This is a genomic window from Paenarthrobacter sp. UW852 (genome assembly GCF_024608385.1).
Lineage (GTDB): Bacteria > Actinomycetota > Actinomycetes > Actinomycetales > Micrococcaceae > Arthrobacter.
Map to the genome: position 1 here is coordinate 570,396 of NZ_JAMSGY010000001.1, position 14,602 is coordinate 584,997.

Annotated in this window: 11 protein-coding genes; 8 read left to right on the forward strand and 3 right to left on the reverse strand. The window is 58.5% G+C overall.

Going from position 1 to position 14,602, the window contains the following annotated elements:
* Window positions 1-8 precede the first annotated feature (8 nt).
* A complete protein-coding gene (locus NEK97_RS02650) occupies window positions 9-1,376 on the reverse strand; it encodes an MFS transporter (RefSeq protein ID WP_257368314.1) in 1,368 nt (455 codons plus the stop codon).
* Window positions 1,377-1,693: 317 nt separating this feature from the next.
* Between NEK97_RS02650 and NEK97_RS02655 the strand changes: the two genes are divergently transcribed.
* From NEK97_RS02655 to NEK97_RS02685, 7 genes are all read left to right on the forward strand, one after another.
* On the forward strand, window positions 1,694-2,461 hold the full coding sequence (locus NEK97_RS02655) for an IclR family transcriptional regulator (RefSeq protein WP_257368315.1): 768 nt from the start codon (window positions 1,694-1,696) through the stop codon (window positions 2,459-2,461).
* 36 nt (window positions 2,462-2,497) lie between these two features.
* Window positions 2,498-4,531, forward strand: coding sequence for a hydantoinase/oxoprolinase family protein (locus tag NEK97_RS02660; RefSeq protein ID WP_257368316.1), 2,034 nt, complete (start codon window positions 2,498-2,500; stop codon window positions 4,529-4,531).
* Window positions 4,528-6,174: a hydantoinase B/oxoprolinase family protein gene (locus NEK97_RS02665; RefSeq protein WP_257368317.1), complete on the forward strand. Its 1,647-nt coding sequence runs from the start codon at window positions 4,528-4,530 to the stop codon at window positions 6,172-6,174. The genes NEK97_RS02660 and NEK97_RS02665 overlap by 4 nt, the downstream gene beginning before the upstream one ends.
* A gap of 59 nt (window positions 6,175-6,233) precedes the next feature.
* Complete coding sequence (locus NEK97_RS02670; protein ID WP_257368318.1) at window positions 6,234-7,574, forward strand: MFS transporter; 1,341 nt, start codon at window positions 6,234-6,236, stop codon at window positions 7,572-7,574.
* Window positions 7,575-7,622: 48 nt separating this feature from the next.
* Window positions 7,623-8,951, forward strand: a complete 1,329-nt coding sequence (locus NEK97_RS02675) for an aspartate aminotransferase family protein (RefSeq protein WP_257368319.1) — start codon at window positions 7,623-7,625, stop codon at window positions 8,949-8,951.
* Window positions 8,948-9,346: a RidA family protein gene (locus NEK97_RS02680; RefSeq protein WP_257368320.1), complete on the forward strand. Its 399-nt coding sequence runs from the start codon at window positions 8,948-8,950 to the stop codon at window positions 9,344-9,346. The genes NEK97_RS02675 and NEK97_RS02680 overlap by 4 nt, the downstream gene beginning before the upstream one ends.
* Window positions 9,347-9,543: 197 nt before the next feature.
* Window positions 9,544-10,596: an aminotransferase class III-fold pyridoxal phosphate-dependent enzyme gene (locus NEK97_RS02685; protein ID WP_257368321.1), complete on the forward strand. Its 1,053-nt coding sequence runs from the start codon at window positions 9,544-9,546 to the stop codon at window positions 10,594-10,596.
* A gap of 66 nt (window positions 10,597-10,662) precedes the next feature.
* Here NEK97_RS02685 and NEK97_RS02690 read toward each other — a convergent pair whose 3' ends face one another.
* Both NEK97_RS02690 and NEK97_RS02695 read right to left on the reverse strand, forming a co-directional pair.
* Window positions 10,663-11,508 carry an SDR family NAD(P)-dependent oxidoreductase gene (locus NEK97_RS02690; protein WP_257368322.1) on the reverse strand — a complete coding sequence of 282 codons (846 nt, stop codon included), beginning with the start codon at window positions 11,506-11,508 and terminating at the stop codon, window positions 10,663-10,665.
* 837 nt (window positions 11,509-12,345) lie between these two features.
* The gene (locus NEK97_RS02695) at window positions 12,346-13,941 is read right to left on the reverse strand and encodes a hypothetical protein (protein ID WP_257368323.1); all 1,596 of its coding nucleotides are present in this window, start codon (window positions 13,939-13,941) and stop codon (window positions 12,346-12,348) included.
* A 385-nt stretch (window positions 13,942-14,326) separates the two neighbouring features.
* Here NEK97_RS02695 and NEK97_RS02700 point away from each other — a divergent pair, with 385 nt between their 5' ends.
* Window positions 14,327-14,593 carry a hypothetical protein gene (locus NEK97_RS02700; RefSeq protein ID WP_257368324.1) on the forward strand — a complete coding sequence of 89 codons (267 nt, stop codon included), beginning with the start codon at window positions 14,327-14,329 and terminating at the stop codon, window positions 14,591-14,593.
* The last annotated feature ends 9 nt before the right edge of the window (window positions 14,594-14,602 follow it).

Genomic DNA, 14,602 nt, shown 5'->3' on the forward strand with positions numbered 1-14,602 from the left:
TTTTGCCCTCAAGATTCTTTCGCGTCAACCCTTTCAGGACGTGACGTTCGCGGGCTGTTCCAAGAGGCTCGTTCCCGGGTTTTATTCCGCCAGATAATGAGTATCACGGCCGCAGCAACGACCGCAGTGCCGAGCATTGCCAGGGCCACATTGTCGCTTCCGGTAGCATCCCGAAGAATGCCGTAACTGTAGGGGCTTACAAAACCGGCAATGTTACCTACGGAGTTAATCAATGCGATTCCACTCGCGGCTGCAGCACCGGTCAGATAGTGAGTGGGCAGAGACCAAAACATTGCTGTGGCCGGGAGGACGCACATCGTAGCCACGGTGATTGCCATAAGAGCAATAATCGGCTGCCCCAGGAACGCCGTGATTACGGCGAATGCACCCGAAGCAACAATCAGCGGAATGCTGATATGAGCCACTTCGGCGTCCCGCCGTGCGAAGCGCATTGCCATCAGAAACAGGACTATTGCAGCGCATGCATAGGGAATGGCTGTTACCAGGCTGACTTGAACTGCCGATAAATCCGGTCCGATTCTCTTGACCAGTTGCGGCAGCCAAAATGCCAAGGGGTAGTTTCCGAACTGGATCAAAAAGAAGATCACCGCCAGAAGGATGACCCTTCTATCACGCAGACCCGCCCAAATGCCGTGGTCTGATCGGCCCGCCGCACGCTCTTCACCTTCCCGCGCCAGGGTCTCGATCAGCCACTGGCGTTCAGGTTCGTCGAGCCAACGCGCCTTCTGTGGAGAATCGGTCAACAGAAAGAAGCTGAGCACGCCGAGGATGACCGCCAGGAGTCCGCCGACGAAGAAGATCCATCGCCAGCCCGAAAAGCCAAGCAGTCCGTCGAAATGCTGAAGGATCTGACCGTTCAAGAGACTTCCGGTCGCCAGGGCGATGGAAACAGAGAGCATAAAGATTGACAGCATGCGGGCCCGAACGGCATTGGGAAACCAGTAGGTGAGGTAGAGGATGATGCCGGGGAAGAATCCGGCTTCAGCGACGCCGAGGAAAAACCTCAGGACATAGACGCCGGCTGCGCCCGTCGTGAACCCGATGAGCACGGTGATGATCCCCCAACTGATCATGATCCGCGTGATCCAGATCCGGGCTCCCACTCGATGCAGCAAGACATTACTGGGAATTTCAAACAGCACGTAGCCCAAAAAGAAAATACCGACGGCAAAACCGAATGCGGTGGCGTTCATGCCGAATTCCTGACTAAGCCCTTGACTGGCGAACGAAATGCTGGTGCGGTCGAGGTATCCAACAATGTACCCCAACATCAGTATCGGCATCAGTCGCCGGAATACTTTGCGCTTTGTTCGGATGGCAACATCGGACAGAGCGTTATCTATTTTAGTGACCAAGAATTCCTCCTATGGCGCCTCGCTGCTTGGCCTTATCGATGTGGAGCGTGACCCGCTGCACCCAAAATGCGCAAAACATGAAGGTCGCCTGCGTTCGCAATATGCGAATATCTGACTGGTTGATCAGGAGCAGATTGAATCTTGTACCCACGTTCGGCGAACGTCAAGGGGATGGGCCCATTTGTCTCAGATTGGCACAGACGGTGGATCTTGCGGAACTTACCGCAATTCAGACAGATCAAAAATCGACCCTTGACGCGTGAGCCTAATCACTGCATCATTTATCCGCATTCGCAATTTACGAAGGATGTTCGCATATGTCAAACAGTTCATCAAGGACTTCCAGCACGGTTGCCACCGCACTCCGTGCGCTCCGAATCCTCAGCGAACACCCCAAAGGGATTGGCGTCAGCGAGATGTCGCGCCAGCTCGGCGTGGGACGAAGTACTGCACACATGCTTCTATCCACGCTCTTGCAACAGGACTTCGCTTTTCAGGACGAGGACAGCATGTACTTCCTTGGCCTGCGTGCCTTCGAAGTGGGCGCGGCCGTTCCGGATGTTGCCCGGTTCGGAGGCGCCCTGCTTGGACCTATGAGGTCGCTGGCAGACATGAGCGGTGAGGCAGTCTCACTGGCGATACCACGGAACCGGGACGCCATCATTGTTCAACGATTCGAGACGAAGCACGTCTTGAGGATGGACATACGGGTGGGGACCAGGATGCCCTTGGTCAGCTGCGCATCCGGAAAGGTCTTGCTGGCGTCGATGTCTGAAGCAGAGATCGACAACCTCTACCCGGACGAGGAGCTGCCGGAGGTGACCAGCCATAGTGTCCGCTCGAAGACCGTACTCAAGTCCAGAATCCTCCCGGAGGTCCGGCGGCAGGGTTATGCCATCACTGAGGGCGAATATGCCGAGGGCATCGACGGGGTTGCAGCCGGTATCGCCGACTCAAATGGGGTTCTTATCGGCGCACTCAGTGTTGCCGGTCCCAGCAGCCGCTTCGTCATCGACCAGTGGGTGGAACCCGTTCTCACGGCCGCGACTGCCATGGCGCAATTGCTGTCCAAAAACAGCGGATAGCAGCACGAACACAAAACACAGTTAGGTAAAGAAAACATGGAAGTCATCGCAGGAATCGATGTCGGCGGCACATTCACAGACGTGGTGCTGCACGACACCAAAGAAAACCGTCTCCGCATAGCCAAGGTCTTCTCGACCACGGGGCAGCAGGCAGAAGGGCTCGTGGCGGGTCTGGAGCAACTTCCGGTACCCGTCGCCGGGATGGACGCAGTCGTCCACGGCACGACCGTGGCTACCAACGCCGTTCTCGAACGAAAGGGAGACCGCTGTGCGCTGGTGACCACAAAAGGATTCCGGGACGTCCTCGAGCTGCGCCGAAGGGACCGGCCCGCCACCTACGGGCTGACAACTGGCTACACACCGATAATTCCCCGGAGCCGATCCATCGAAGTCGATGAGCGCATTGACTCTCAGGGACGTATCCTGACGGTGTTGTCCGATGATGCCATTATTCGCGTGGCGGACAAACTCCGGAACCTGGACATCGAGAGCGTCGCTGTCTGTCTGATCAACAGCTACGCGAATCCGGCCCATGAACAGCTCCTCATTGAGAGGCTCACCGCCCTGCTCCCCGGTGTCAGTTTCAGCGCTTCACATGAACTGTGCCCCGAGTCAGGGGAGTTCGAGCGAGCAAACACAACCGCAGTCAATGCCTTCGTCAGCGCCACAATGGGCCGCTACCTGCACAGCGTCCAAGACCGGCTTGAAGCAAAAGGTTTCCAGCATGAGGTCCAGGTGATGCAGTCCAACGGCGGGCTCATCCCCGCCCGGCGCGCAGGACGGCTGGGAGCACGAACCCTGCTGTCCGGGCCCGCTGCCGGAACGGTAGCGGCAGCCGACTTCGGTGCGGCAGCCGGCCTCGCCGACGTCATCTCCTGCGACATGGGCGGTACCAGCTTCGACGTCGCACTGATACCCTCCGGCGCCCCCTCCATCACTTCCGAAAAGAACATCGACTACGGCATGCCCATCAAACTGCCAATGATCGATATCACCACCATCGCTGCCGGCGGCGGCTCGCTGGCCTCCCTCGACCGGGCAGGAATCCTCCAGGTAGGACCCGAGAGTGCCGGCTCAACACCGGGACCCGCCTGCTACGCCCGAGGTGGCACCAAACCCACAGTCACCGACGCCAATGCTGTCCTGGGCCGCATAGCCCCAGACCAGCAACTAGGAACCGAAGCCGGATTCACCATCGACGTCGACGCCGCCAGGAACGCCATCCAAACGGAAATCGCCGATCCCCTGGGCCTCAGCATCGAGGCCGCAGCCTTGGCCATCATCCGCATAGCCAACGAAAAGATGGCCGGCGCCATCCGCAGCGTCAGCGTGGACAAAGGCCACGACCCCAGAAGATTTGCCCTGGTTGGCTACGGTGGTGCCGGACCAATGCACATCGCCGAACTGGCAAGGACGGTCGGAGCGACCACCGTCCTCATTCCACCGTACCCAGGGGCCCTTAGCGCCTACGGATGCCTCATCGCCGATGCCAAGTACGACTACGTAAGCGCCCTCAACATCAACGTTGAAGGCCCGGAGCTAAGCCACAAGGTCCAGGACATCCTGAGCCAGCACACCTCCGAGGGCACAGGCCTGCTCACCTCAGACGGTTTCACGTCCGAAACCATCGTTGTGGAACACTTCGCCGACATGAGTTTCAGCAAACAACGCTACACGCTGCGCATCCCGCTCGGGGACCGGCAGCAGGGATGGACCTCCGACGAGCTCGCCGATGCCTTCCTGCGCGAACACGCCAAAACTTACGGCGGCCGGCACCCGGCACGAAACATCAAGCTGATCAACCTGCGGACCGTCACTACCGGACGACGATCCCTTTCGCCGCTGGCACCAACCCAGGCCAAAAAGACGCAGCAGCAAAGCAAACGGAGCATCAACTTCACCGGCGAACCACAAATGGTCGATGTCCTGTCTCGGGACTCCCTGATAGCCGGTCAATCACTGGAAGGACCCCTCGTGATCGAACAAATCGATACCACCATCATCCTGCCCCCGGGAACCCGGTCCACCGTCCATGACACCGGCTCGATCATCGTGGAGGTGGCACGATGAGCCGGGTTGAGGTTGATCCGCTGTCCTTGGCCGTGATCCGCGGACGTCTCGAACAGATCGCCGACGAGATGGACACAGTATTCGAACGGATGGCCTTCTCCCCCGTCATTTCGGACGCTTGGGATCGCGCTGACGGAATCTACTCGGCTACGGACGGATCCATGATCGTCCAAGGCGTCAGGGGTCTGCCCATATTCGTGGGCACCATGCAGTACACGGTCGCCAGCGTCCTGAACATCGTGAAGGAACCACGACCCGGAGATACCTACCTCGTCAACGACCCCTTTGCCGGCGGTACCCACATCATGGACACCAAGCTCGTCAGGCCCTACTTCTACAAGGGAAAACTGTTCGCCATGCTGGCCAACACCGGACATTGGACCGACCTTGGCGGCCGCGTCCCCGGTGGCTTCGCTGCCCAGGCAAGCGATTGCTACCAGGAGGGCCTGCGGATCCCGCCCGTTCGCCTCTTCACCCAAGACACCCTGAACACCGACATCCTGGCGATACTGCAAACCAATTCCCGGCTCCCCGACGACATCATGGGCGACGTCGAAGCCCAGTCCACTGCACTGCGCGTCGGCGATGAACGCCTTACGGAGCTGCTCGACGAATACGGACCAGAACTCGTCTCCAGTGTCATTGACCTCCTCCGGGAACGCTCCGCTCTCCAAATGCGCAGCTATATCGGTGACATACCGGATGGCTCGTACAGCTTCACCGAGCGCATGGACAACGACGGTATCAACGACGCCCTCCTGGACGTAGCGGTCCGCCTCACCATCAGCGGCGACGAAATGACCATCGATTTCAGCGAGTCCTCCCCACCGTGCGAAGGGCCAATGAACTCCGTCTACGCGGCTACTGTCTCGAGTGCCATCGTGGCCATAAAGCACGTCTTCCCGGACATCCCCATCAACTCGGGGATTTTCGAGCCCCTGTCCTTCATCATCCCAGAGTCCGTCTTCCTCAATGCCAAGCCACCACGTCCGGTCGCAGGCTGCGCAGCAGAAACCAGCCAACGCATCATCACTGCCGTCATGGGTGCCCTCGCTGGTGCATTGCCGGACCGCGTCCCGGCCGGGTCCTCCGCCACTTCCAACAATCTGTCCATCGGCGGCGTCGACGAGGACGGCGAGCAGTTCGTCATGTACACCTTCCTCGGTGGAGGATACGGCGGACACCAATCCGGCGATGGTTTGTCCAACGGCTGTTCCCTGATGAGTATCGGTCTGATCCAGTCGGTTGAAACGCTGGAGCAGCGCTACCCCATCCTCGTACGCCAATACTCCCTCAGGGACGGATCTGCGGGCACCGGCACTTTCCGAGGCGGGCTTGGCGTCCACTTCGAATTTGAGTACCTCGGCAAGCACGGCCGGGCCAGCCTTCTCGGCGACCAGTCCAAGACAGCACCTGTGGGCCGCATGGGCGGCCAACCCGGCGCGGCATCTGCCCCCTGGTTCCGGCTGCAGGGAGAAAAGATCACCCTGCCCATGGTCAGCAAGGGCGAAAACGTCCGGATCACACAGGGTGACCTCATCTGCATGCTCACCCCGGGTGGGGGTGGCTACGGGGACCCGGCGCAACGATCCAAACAGGCCATCGCCGAAGACATCGAAGCCGGTTACGCCACCTCCGACTGAACAAGTCCACCCGACAACACCAAACAACTCATGCACTTCGGATCCACTATGGAGGCACCATGCCTAGCACCGAGCAACACAACCTGGGGGAAACAAAAGCACTTCGACGGGCCATCACGGGAAGTCTCGTGGGGACGTCACTGGAATGGTATGACTTCTTTCTGTACGGCACGGCCGCGGCACTGGTATTCGGAGAGGTCTTTTTTCCGTCCTATGAGCGGCTGACCGGAACGCTGCTGTCCTTTATCACCTTTGCCGTGGGCTTCGCAGCACGGCCTGTCGGCGCCGCCATCGCGGGACACTTCGGGGACAGAATCGGACGCAAGAAGGTCCTCCTTGCAACGATTATGCTGATGGGAACCTCCACAATTGCCATCGGGCTATTGCCCAGCTATGCCACAGCAGGCATCCTCGCCCCGATCTTGCTGGTCATTATCCGGCTTATCCAAGGGCTCGCCCTGGGCGGAGAATGGGCCGGCGGCGCGCTGATGATCGCCGAGCGAGCACCTGCGACCCGTCGCGGCTTCCTGACAAGCTTTGTCCAGGTCGGAGCCTCCATTGGAAACCTTCTCAGCACAGGCATCCTGCTCCTCATGTCCGCGCAGCTCAGCCGTGAAGAGTTCGTGGCCTGGGGCTGGCGGGTGCCGTTCCTGCTCTCTGCGATCGTCGTAATAGTCGGCATCTACATCCGCCTGAAAGTCACCGAAACCCCGACCTTCAACGCCCTTCAGCAAGAGGGGAAAGTCAGCCGCTCCCCTGTCCTGGAACTGTTCCGGCGTCAACCGCTCGACATCCTGCGCGTCATTGGGATCCGGGCCGGCGCCGACATCATGTTCTACCTCCTGATTACATTCCTGCTCACATATCTGTCGCAGACCCTGAGCCTGCCAAGCAGCATCGGTCTCACCGCAGCAATGCTCGGCGCCGGCATGCAGCTGATCACCTACCCCCTCTCAGCAGCGCTGAGCGACAAATTTGGCCGCAGGCCAATCACCATCATCGGCGCCATTGGGGCGACCATCTGGATGCTGTTCTTCTTCTTCCCGCTGGTTGACACCAAATCAGTGGCGCTCATCATCGCAGCGGTCCTCGTCGGCCTCGTGTTCCACTCAGCGATGTATGGAGTCCAGGCCGTCTGGATCTGCGAACTCTTCGACGCCAAACACCGTTACAGCGGCGCATCCCTTGGCTACCAGCTCGCCGGCATCGTCGGAGGCAGCCTCGCACCAACCATCGCCATCGCACTGCTTCAAATCTTCGGAACAACCAGCTCCATCACCGTCTATGCGGCCGCTGCCCTGGCGATCGTCGCAATCACCGCGGCCCTAACCCGTGAAACACGCGGAATCAAGATGAACGAAGCCGACGCCGACCACGAAACGGCATCCGTACACACCTAACGACGTTGGGGGCTCCCAAACGAGCCCCCAACCAACAAAGGAAACTACATGAGCACCAGCTACCTCGACGCGCTCGAAGTCCAATGGCTTGAAACCTACAACCAACGCAACGTACGTTCCCTCGTCGCCAACCAAACCGCCCAACAGCTCATCGCCAAGGGCCAGCGCACCCGCTTCAACTCAGGCATGCCCTACCCCATCTACGTCGCCTCCGGAAGCGGATCCCGCTTCACGGACCTGGACGGAAACTCCGTCCTGGACTGCAATGCGGGATGGAACGCAAGCTTCGTTGGCAGGGCCCACCCCGCCGTAACTGCAGCCGTCCACACGGCGATGAGCACCATCGGGGCGCCCGGCGGCGCCATGCACCCATCCCCTATCCGCGACGAATTCGCCCAGCTGCTGTGCGCACGGATCCCCGGAGCTGAAAGGATCGTGTTCGCCCCCTCAGGTTCCGAAGCCAACACTTATGCACTGCGATTGGCGCGGGCTTTCACCGGGAATCAGATAATCATCCGGGTGGCAGGAGGATTCCACGGCCAGCACGACGCTTTGCTTGGCGAGCAATCCTCGAAAATCGGGCTCTCCCCAACAGCCCACGACAACGTCATCACGGTGCCTTACAACGACTTGTCCGCAGTCCGGGATGTTCTGCAGAGTCGCCATGATTCAGTCGCGGCCGTCATAGCTGAGCCTATGATGACCATCCCCGGAGCCATCCATCAACGCGACGGCTATATCCAGGGCCTACGGGACGAAACCCACAAACATGGGGTCCTGCTGATTCTGGATGAAGTCATCACAGGCTGCCGCTTCGCGGTCGGCGGAGCAACCGAGTACTACGGGTTATCTGCTGCCCCGGACCTCATCGTCATGGGCAAGATGCTTGGCGGCGGCCTTCCAGTAGCCGTCGTCACCGGTCGGGCCGACATCGTAGAACAGCAGATCAGCGCCTCCAATACGCACGCGCAAAACCCCGTAGCCCTGGCAGCAGCCGTCGCAACCATGAAGGCCACCACCCCCGCCGACTTCGCCGGTGCTGCTGCCATGGGCGAAAAGCTACGCCAAAGACTCCGGGAAATCGCCGAACGGCTCGAGTTCTCCCTTGCAGTGACCGGGGACGGCCCCTGCGCCGGGGTCCACTTCTCCAGTGAGGAAATCGTGGACTACGCGAGTGCAGAACGCGCCGATCACAGGCTCTGGCGCCTCATGTGCCTCGGGTTGACAAACCAAGGGCTGGGCTTGACCAGCCGGACTTTCGGCCCGACCGCTGCCTGGACCGACGATGATCTCAACACCGCCATCGGCGGCTTTGAGGCGACCCTGTCAGCCATGGCCAAAGCGCACCAACTCGACCATGAGAGGGCAACGGCATGACAATCACGGACGCCATCAGAACGGAGATAACCAGCGCATCCGTCCCAGCCCCCCGCGGGCACTTCTCCCATGCCGTCACGGCAGGACAGTTCGTCTACGTCTCCGGCCTCCTCGCCTTGGATGGCAGCGGAGCAGTCCAGCACCCAGGCGACATCGAAGCACAGACAACCACCATCCTTGAAGCGTTGGAATCAATCCTCAACGCCGCCGGGTCATCGCCGGCGGACCTCATCAAGCTGACCGTCTTCGTCACCGACATCAAACAACGCGCAGCAGTCAGCACGCTGAGGGCCCGACGATGGCCCGACATCAGGCCAGCAAGCACGCTTGTCGAAGTGAGCGCTCTGGCTGCCGACGGAGCAGTCATCGAAATCGACGCAGTAGCCCTCCGCTAAAGCCGATGATGCTGGCGCCGCATGCAGGGGCCAGCACATCCGCCGACCTACAAAGAAATGAAACAAAAATGCCAACCACCTCTGCCGAAAAAACACCACTAGCGCTGAGAGCCTCAAAAGTCATGCCCGGCGGCAACACCAGATCAACGGTCCATGTCCCTCCCCATCCCCCATACGCCGCCTTAGGGCACGGCGCTGTGGTGGTCGATGCAAACGGGCATTCCGTTATCGACTGCAACAACAACTACACTTCACTGATCCACGGGCACGCCAACGCAGAGATACTCGACGCAGCTTTTGGCGCAGCCCGCCAAGGAACGGCCTTTGGCTTGCCCACCCGGTACGAAGTGGACATGGCCGAATGTCTGGCAGAACGGACCGGGATCCAGCAATGGCGCTTCTGCAATTCCGGAACAGAAGCCGTACTCATGATGCTGCGCGCAGCCAGAGCCCATACAGGCCGGGACCTCATCATCCGGTTCGAAGGCAGTTACCACGGCACCGGCGACGAAGTCTCCGATCAACATTCCCTCGGACTGGCCGTCTCAACCCGGCAGTCCGTCATCGTGCTACCCCAAGGAGACATTGAGGCACTAACTGACACCATGCGCCGCGTGGGAGATAAGACGGCCGCCATCCTGATCGACCTGATGCCCAACAGGGCAGGACTGCGGCCGGCCGAGCCTGAATTTGTCAACGAACTCCGCAAGCTTGCTGATCAGCACGGCGCCCTCCTGGCCGTTGACGAGGTCATCAGCCTCCGGCTCCACTGGGGAGGTTTCCACAAACACTATGACGTGGAACCGGACTTGATATCAGCCGGCAAGATTATCGGCGGAGGCTTCCCCGCAGGAGCCATCGGCGGCAGCTCCGCGATCCTGAAAAGCTTCCGACCAGGCGACGACCGAAGTGTCATGTGGGGCGGCACCTTCACGGCAAACCCCGTCACCATGGCAGCTGGCCTCACTGCGATGCGACTCTATGACAAGGCCTCAGTGGCGGCCCTGAACGCCGCCGGCGATCGTCTCCGAGGAGAGCTCCAGTCCGCTGGGGTAGCTGTCAACGGTTTCGGCTCCCTCCTGCGGATATCAACCACAGGCATGCCGTCACTGTGGTGGAAGCTCTACAACCAAGGTGTACTCGCAGGAACCAACGGCCTGCTGGCACTTTCAACCGCAATGTCCGAGGAACACCTTTCAAGGATCCAGGACACCGTCGTCAAAAGTATGACGCAGATACATGACGAATAGCGTTGCGAGAGCTTTCGGGGCCGCCGTCGCGGCACTTTACCGCGACGGCGACCCCCCGTGTAAGGGCTAGGCCGCTGTGTAGGCTCCGTCTACGACGACTTCGCTGCCACTCATGTACGAGGACTCATCCGAGGCGAGGAATAGCACGGCTGAGGCGATCTCCTCCGGTTTGGCCCACCTCCCTAAGGGGAAGCTTTCGGGAGGGAGGGCTGTGCCGGGTTCACTGCTATTTAGAAGCATGGGTGTTTCGGTCTCACCGGGGCAAACAGCGTTGACCCGGATGCCATCGGCAGCCAGTTCCAGGGCTGCAGCCTTGGTCATCCCCCGCACTGCCCATTTGGAGGCGACGTAGGCGAAGTTGTCTTCGAAAGCCACCAGCCCGGAGGTGGAGCAAATGTTGATGATCGAACCTCCGCCGGCGTAGCGCATCGCTGCGATGAACGACCTTGGTTCCCTCGCACTGTTCCTTATAGCTGCGGCGAAGAGGTCCGCGAGTGATTCTGCAGTCGCCTCTAGCTCGTCACTGAAGCTCGTACGGGCCAAGACGCGACGGACTAGACCCGCCGGAAGGTTCGGGAAAAGAACGCCTACGTAGTCCAAAGGAACGGCGAGTTCGTCGTGTCGCAGGACCATGTGGCCGAGCTCGTGAAGCACGAATTGCTGCCGGTGCAAGCCGGACGGGCTCACTGCGTGCAGGATCACTTCGACTTCATCTGTGGCAAGCCACAGACCGCACACAGACCCGCCACTCAGGAACCCGGCGGCTTCGATCGCAATGGGACGTCGCCGCAGACCTTCGATCACACTGACCAAGCGTTCCAGGCTCAGGTGAGTTGGCAGCGTCAAGGAATTGAAGGCAACCGCGGCGCGCTCCCCCGGCGTTGGCCCTTTTAAATATAGGCCTGTGTCCATGGGGTATCCCTAGTAGTACGTACCCTCAGGTTGGCACTCCGGTCGCGGCCCAACCCCAAAACTATTGAACCCCTGCACTCTGGACATGTCCAGAGTGCAGGGGTTCAATAACCTGCTTGGCACCAAAAACTTCAAGTCAAAGCAGATAAATCCAAGGGCGGCAACGAGAGAGGAGGGCGCTGTGCTATGCCTCGATTCTGTGCCGTCAACCATCATCGACGGCGTCTTCAAACAAACCAACAGCCCAGCGACGCTCCGCGACCCAGATCACGTGCGCTAACCTGGCAGCTCGAAAGGGATTCAGAGGAGTGAGGCGAGACAGTCAAATCGCCTCACCGAAACCGCCAGGTGAGCGTACTCCAACGCGTGGCAGAATCCTTTACACCCTAGGCTGTCGTGCTGCCCAGACGAACCTGGTGGCAGCACAGGCGAAAATCCTAAACTAATCCGGGAAGCCCACCAGGAAAGTTGACGAGGCATCAACCTTCAGGTATGCATAAGGCCAAACCCGCTAATACGAGGTTCTAATTATCTTCTTGATCCCTGCGTTGCGTAATCGTCAATGGCCTTTTTCCGGACTTTCGATTTCGGGCCTCAGCGCGATGAATACTAGCAAGCGCGACCTTCCGATCCGGCAGGGGCTCATTGATCTCCGGAACCGTTGATGGTCGCTTCTTCTTGAGAATACCCGGGTAGTACCATCCAGCATCAAGTACGACAGGACGCAAGTTATCGTCAAGCGACTCGTACTTTTCTACTCTAGCCATGAGCAACTCTCCGTTTAGATTACTGAATAAATATTGTACCAGATGAATCTTTGGCAATCAATCATAATTGCTAAAGCCCATCGACAAACTTTCGCTGCAGATAGGATCTATACATCCAAGAGAGGCTAATACCCACCGCATTGAGTGAGGCAATGGAAGCTAGAAATATCCAGATATCCAAGTTAGATAGGCGAAAGAACCATACATCGACTAATTCAATATGAGAGATATTATGCCAAGCCGCAAAAGTTGAGATAACAATGGTGAAAAGGATAGTTACTCTCGATATGAGGACCCCTTCGGAGAGGGTTTTACTCTGCTCCATGCCGGTCCACAATGCAATTGCAGAAGGGAAAGCAAGCACTAAAGCCGCAAACTCCCAGCTTGGAATCAACGCCGAATTCGCATCATCGACGGAAGCCAGGCTGGCGAAAAACCCGAGCCAGATTAGGGTAGCAGCCGAAAGTGCGGACATGCTTGCTCTTCCGATCGACCCAGGCATGCGCTCATAGAATCGAGCCCTGAAAAACGAGCCGTCCGGAACGTCGCCCCCGCGAACATAGATGTGGGCATGGCGTTGACCAAGCCTTGATTGCGCGATTGCGCTCGTTTTGCGAAGCTGCGCGTACTCGCCGGACGTCGTTGTCGTGAGGAGTTCTTGGCGAGCCAAGTACGTGTATTCGGGGCCAACGACCTGCATATGATAACTGGATGTCATCTGCGTGGACTCGAGCGGGATCATAAAGCTCAGGGGTCGGATCCCGAACGAATGCCTCACAACGCTCTCGACTTTTTTCCAGAAGGTCAGCTTCACGGTCTGATCGTTGTAGTCAAAAATGACACGCTCCCTGAGGCTGAGACGCGCTGAAATCTCTTCTCGCTCGTCTTCTTCCTTCCTCCGACGAATGCCCCTTGATTGCTCTTTCACCGAGCCCTTCAGCTCAACACAAACTGGGTACTTTTCAGCGCATAGGGACACAAGCCTCCCAACGTAACTCCGAACCCAGCGATCATCTTGATTTGATAAGGGCAGAGACAGGATCTCTGCTTGCACCTGAGTCACTTCATTTTCGTCATTGGAACCGCTGCGGAGGAGTATGTTCGCAACACGGGACTCTATATTATCAACGTAATATTGGATTGCTGAATAGCCACACAGTTCGACACCAACCCGTATAACGGCCATAAGCTCAGCGATAGTTCTTCGTCGAGAAACAGACGAAATTCTTCGCCCCTCTGAGTCAGTCAGACGAAGTCCGTTCATTATTTCTTGTCCCGACTGCAGCTTGAGTGGAAGAATTATGGAGTTATTCGTCCGCACCGAAACAGAAACCGTGTAAGTCCTGGTAATAGAAACCGATCGCGTTAGCGGCTCAACAGTCTCACTGATCCTTTCGAAGAAAACTTTGGGCTCAAAGAAGAAGCGCATATACTGGTCAAAGTCATCGCCATTTAGTTGTGACCACCGCGCTTCGGCCATAGAAGTCAGTTGACGTGGATTAATATCGGTGCCGTCAATTCCGAATGTCGTTGGAGTACTGGTGTGCTCCTTATATGACAGTCGAAAATACACACACAGCCCGACGGCTAGGAAACCCACGAACGCAGCCCATCCAGGTATCGACGGAAGTTCGGCGCCCTTCAAAGACACCGAAATGGCGAACACGATACTGAGTGTGGCTAGGATCAGGAGCGTCACCCTGCGTAGTGATCTCACGTCGCGCTTGCCTCTTGTTGGATAGATCCGCTCATAGGCAAATAATAAAAGGGAAGCTATCAAGGCTGCTGAAATTATGAAGAGTTACGCTAAGCGTGTCGGACTGTGGCGCCTTTCCGGCTGCTTCGGACCCCAACTCGGACCGGATTCTGGCTGCCCAGGTGATTGGCCAATCCTTGCGGCCGCGCTGTATTGAGCCGCTAACTCATCGGCGGCCCTCCAGACGCTACATCGTCAGAACCGCCCTCAAAGCCGTGGAGCGACTTGGATCATGTTCTACTTGGTGACGCCATGCATGAAGAACCAAGGCATAAACGACACTGAGCAGACGGACATGGATTTGGAATTCTTTGAACCCGCAGAGGCTGCAGCCCTAATGCGCTGCAGCGAAGGGTGGCTGCGTGACGGCGCAGCGGCCGGCCGGTTCCCACACGCGTGCTGGGGAAAGGGCAAGATCGTCTTTACGTCTGAGCACATCGCAGAAATAGCGAGGCTCAGCGAAATCCTGCCAACGTCGCATAAGTCACCCGCGGTACCTGGCGCGAGCCCAGCCAGCACCCGCCTCATCGGCACACGTGCACGCAGCCGCCTGGTCTCCTGATAGACCGAG

What these genes read in the sequence shown, in the direction of transcription:
- NEK97_RS02670 (WP_257368318.1), top strand. Translation starts at nt 6,234, where the DNA reads ATGCCTAGCACCGAGCAACACAACCTGGGGGAAACAAAAGCACTTCGA.
- NEK97_RS02680 (WP_257368320.1), top strand. Translation starts at nt 8,948, where the DNA reads ATGACAATCACGGACGCCATCAGAACGGAGATAACCAGCGCATCCGTC.
- NEK97_RS02665 (WP_257368317.1), top strand. Translation starts at nt 4,528, where the DNA reads ATGAGCCGGGTTGAGGTTGATCCGCTGTCCTTGGCCGTGATCCGCGGA.
- NEK97_RS02690 (WP_257368322.1), bottom strand. Translation starts at nt 11,508, where the DNA reads ATGGACACAGGCCTATATTTAAAAGGGCCAACGCCGGGGGAGCGCGCC.
- NEK97_RS02660 (WP_257368316.1), top strand. Translation starts at nt 2,498, where the DNA reads ATGGAAGTCATCGCAGGAATCGATGTCGGCGGCACATTCACAGACGTG.
- NEK97_RS02675 (WP_257368319.1), top strand. Translation starts at nt 7,623, where the DNA reads ATGAGCACCAGCTACCTCGACGCGCTCGAAGTCCAATGGCTTGAAACC.
- NEK97_RS02700 (WP_257368324.1), top strand. Translation starts at nt 14,327, where the DNA reads ATGGATTTGGAATTCTTTGAACCCGCAGAGGCTGCAGCCCTAATGCGC.
- NEK97_RS02655 (WP_257368315.1), top strand. Translation starts at nt 1,694, where the DNA reads ATGTCAAACAGTTCATCAAGGACTTCCAGCACGGTTGCCACCGCACTC.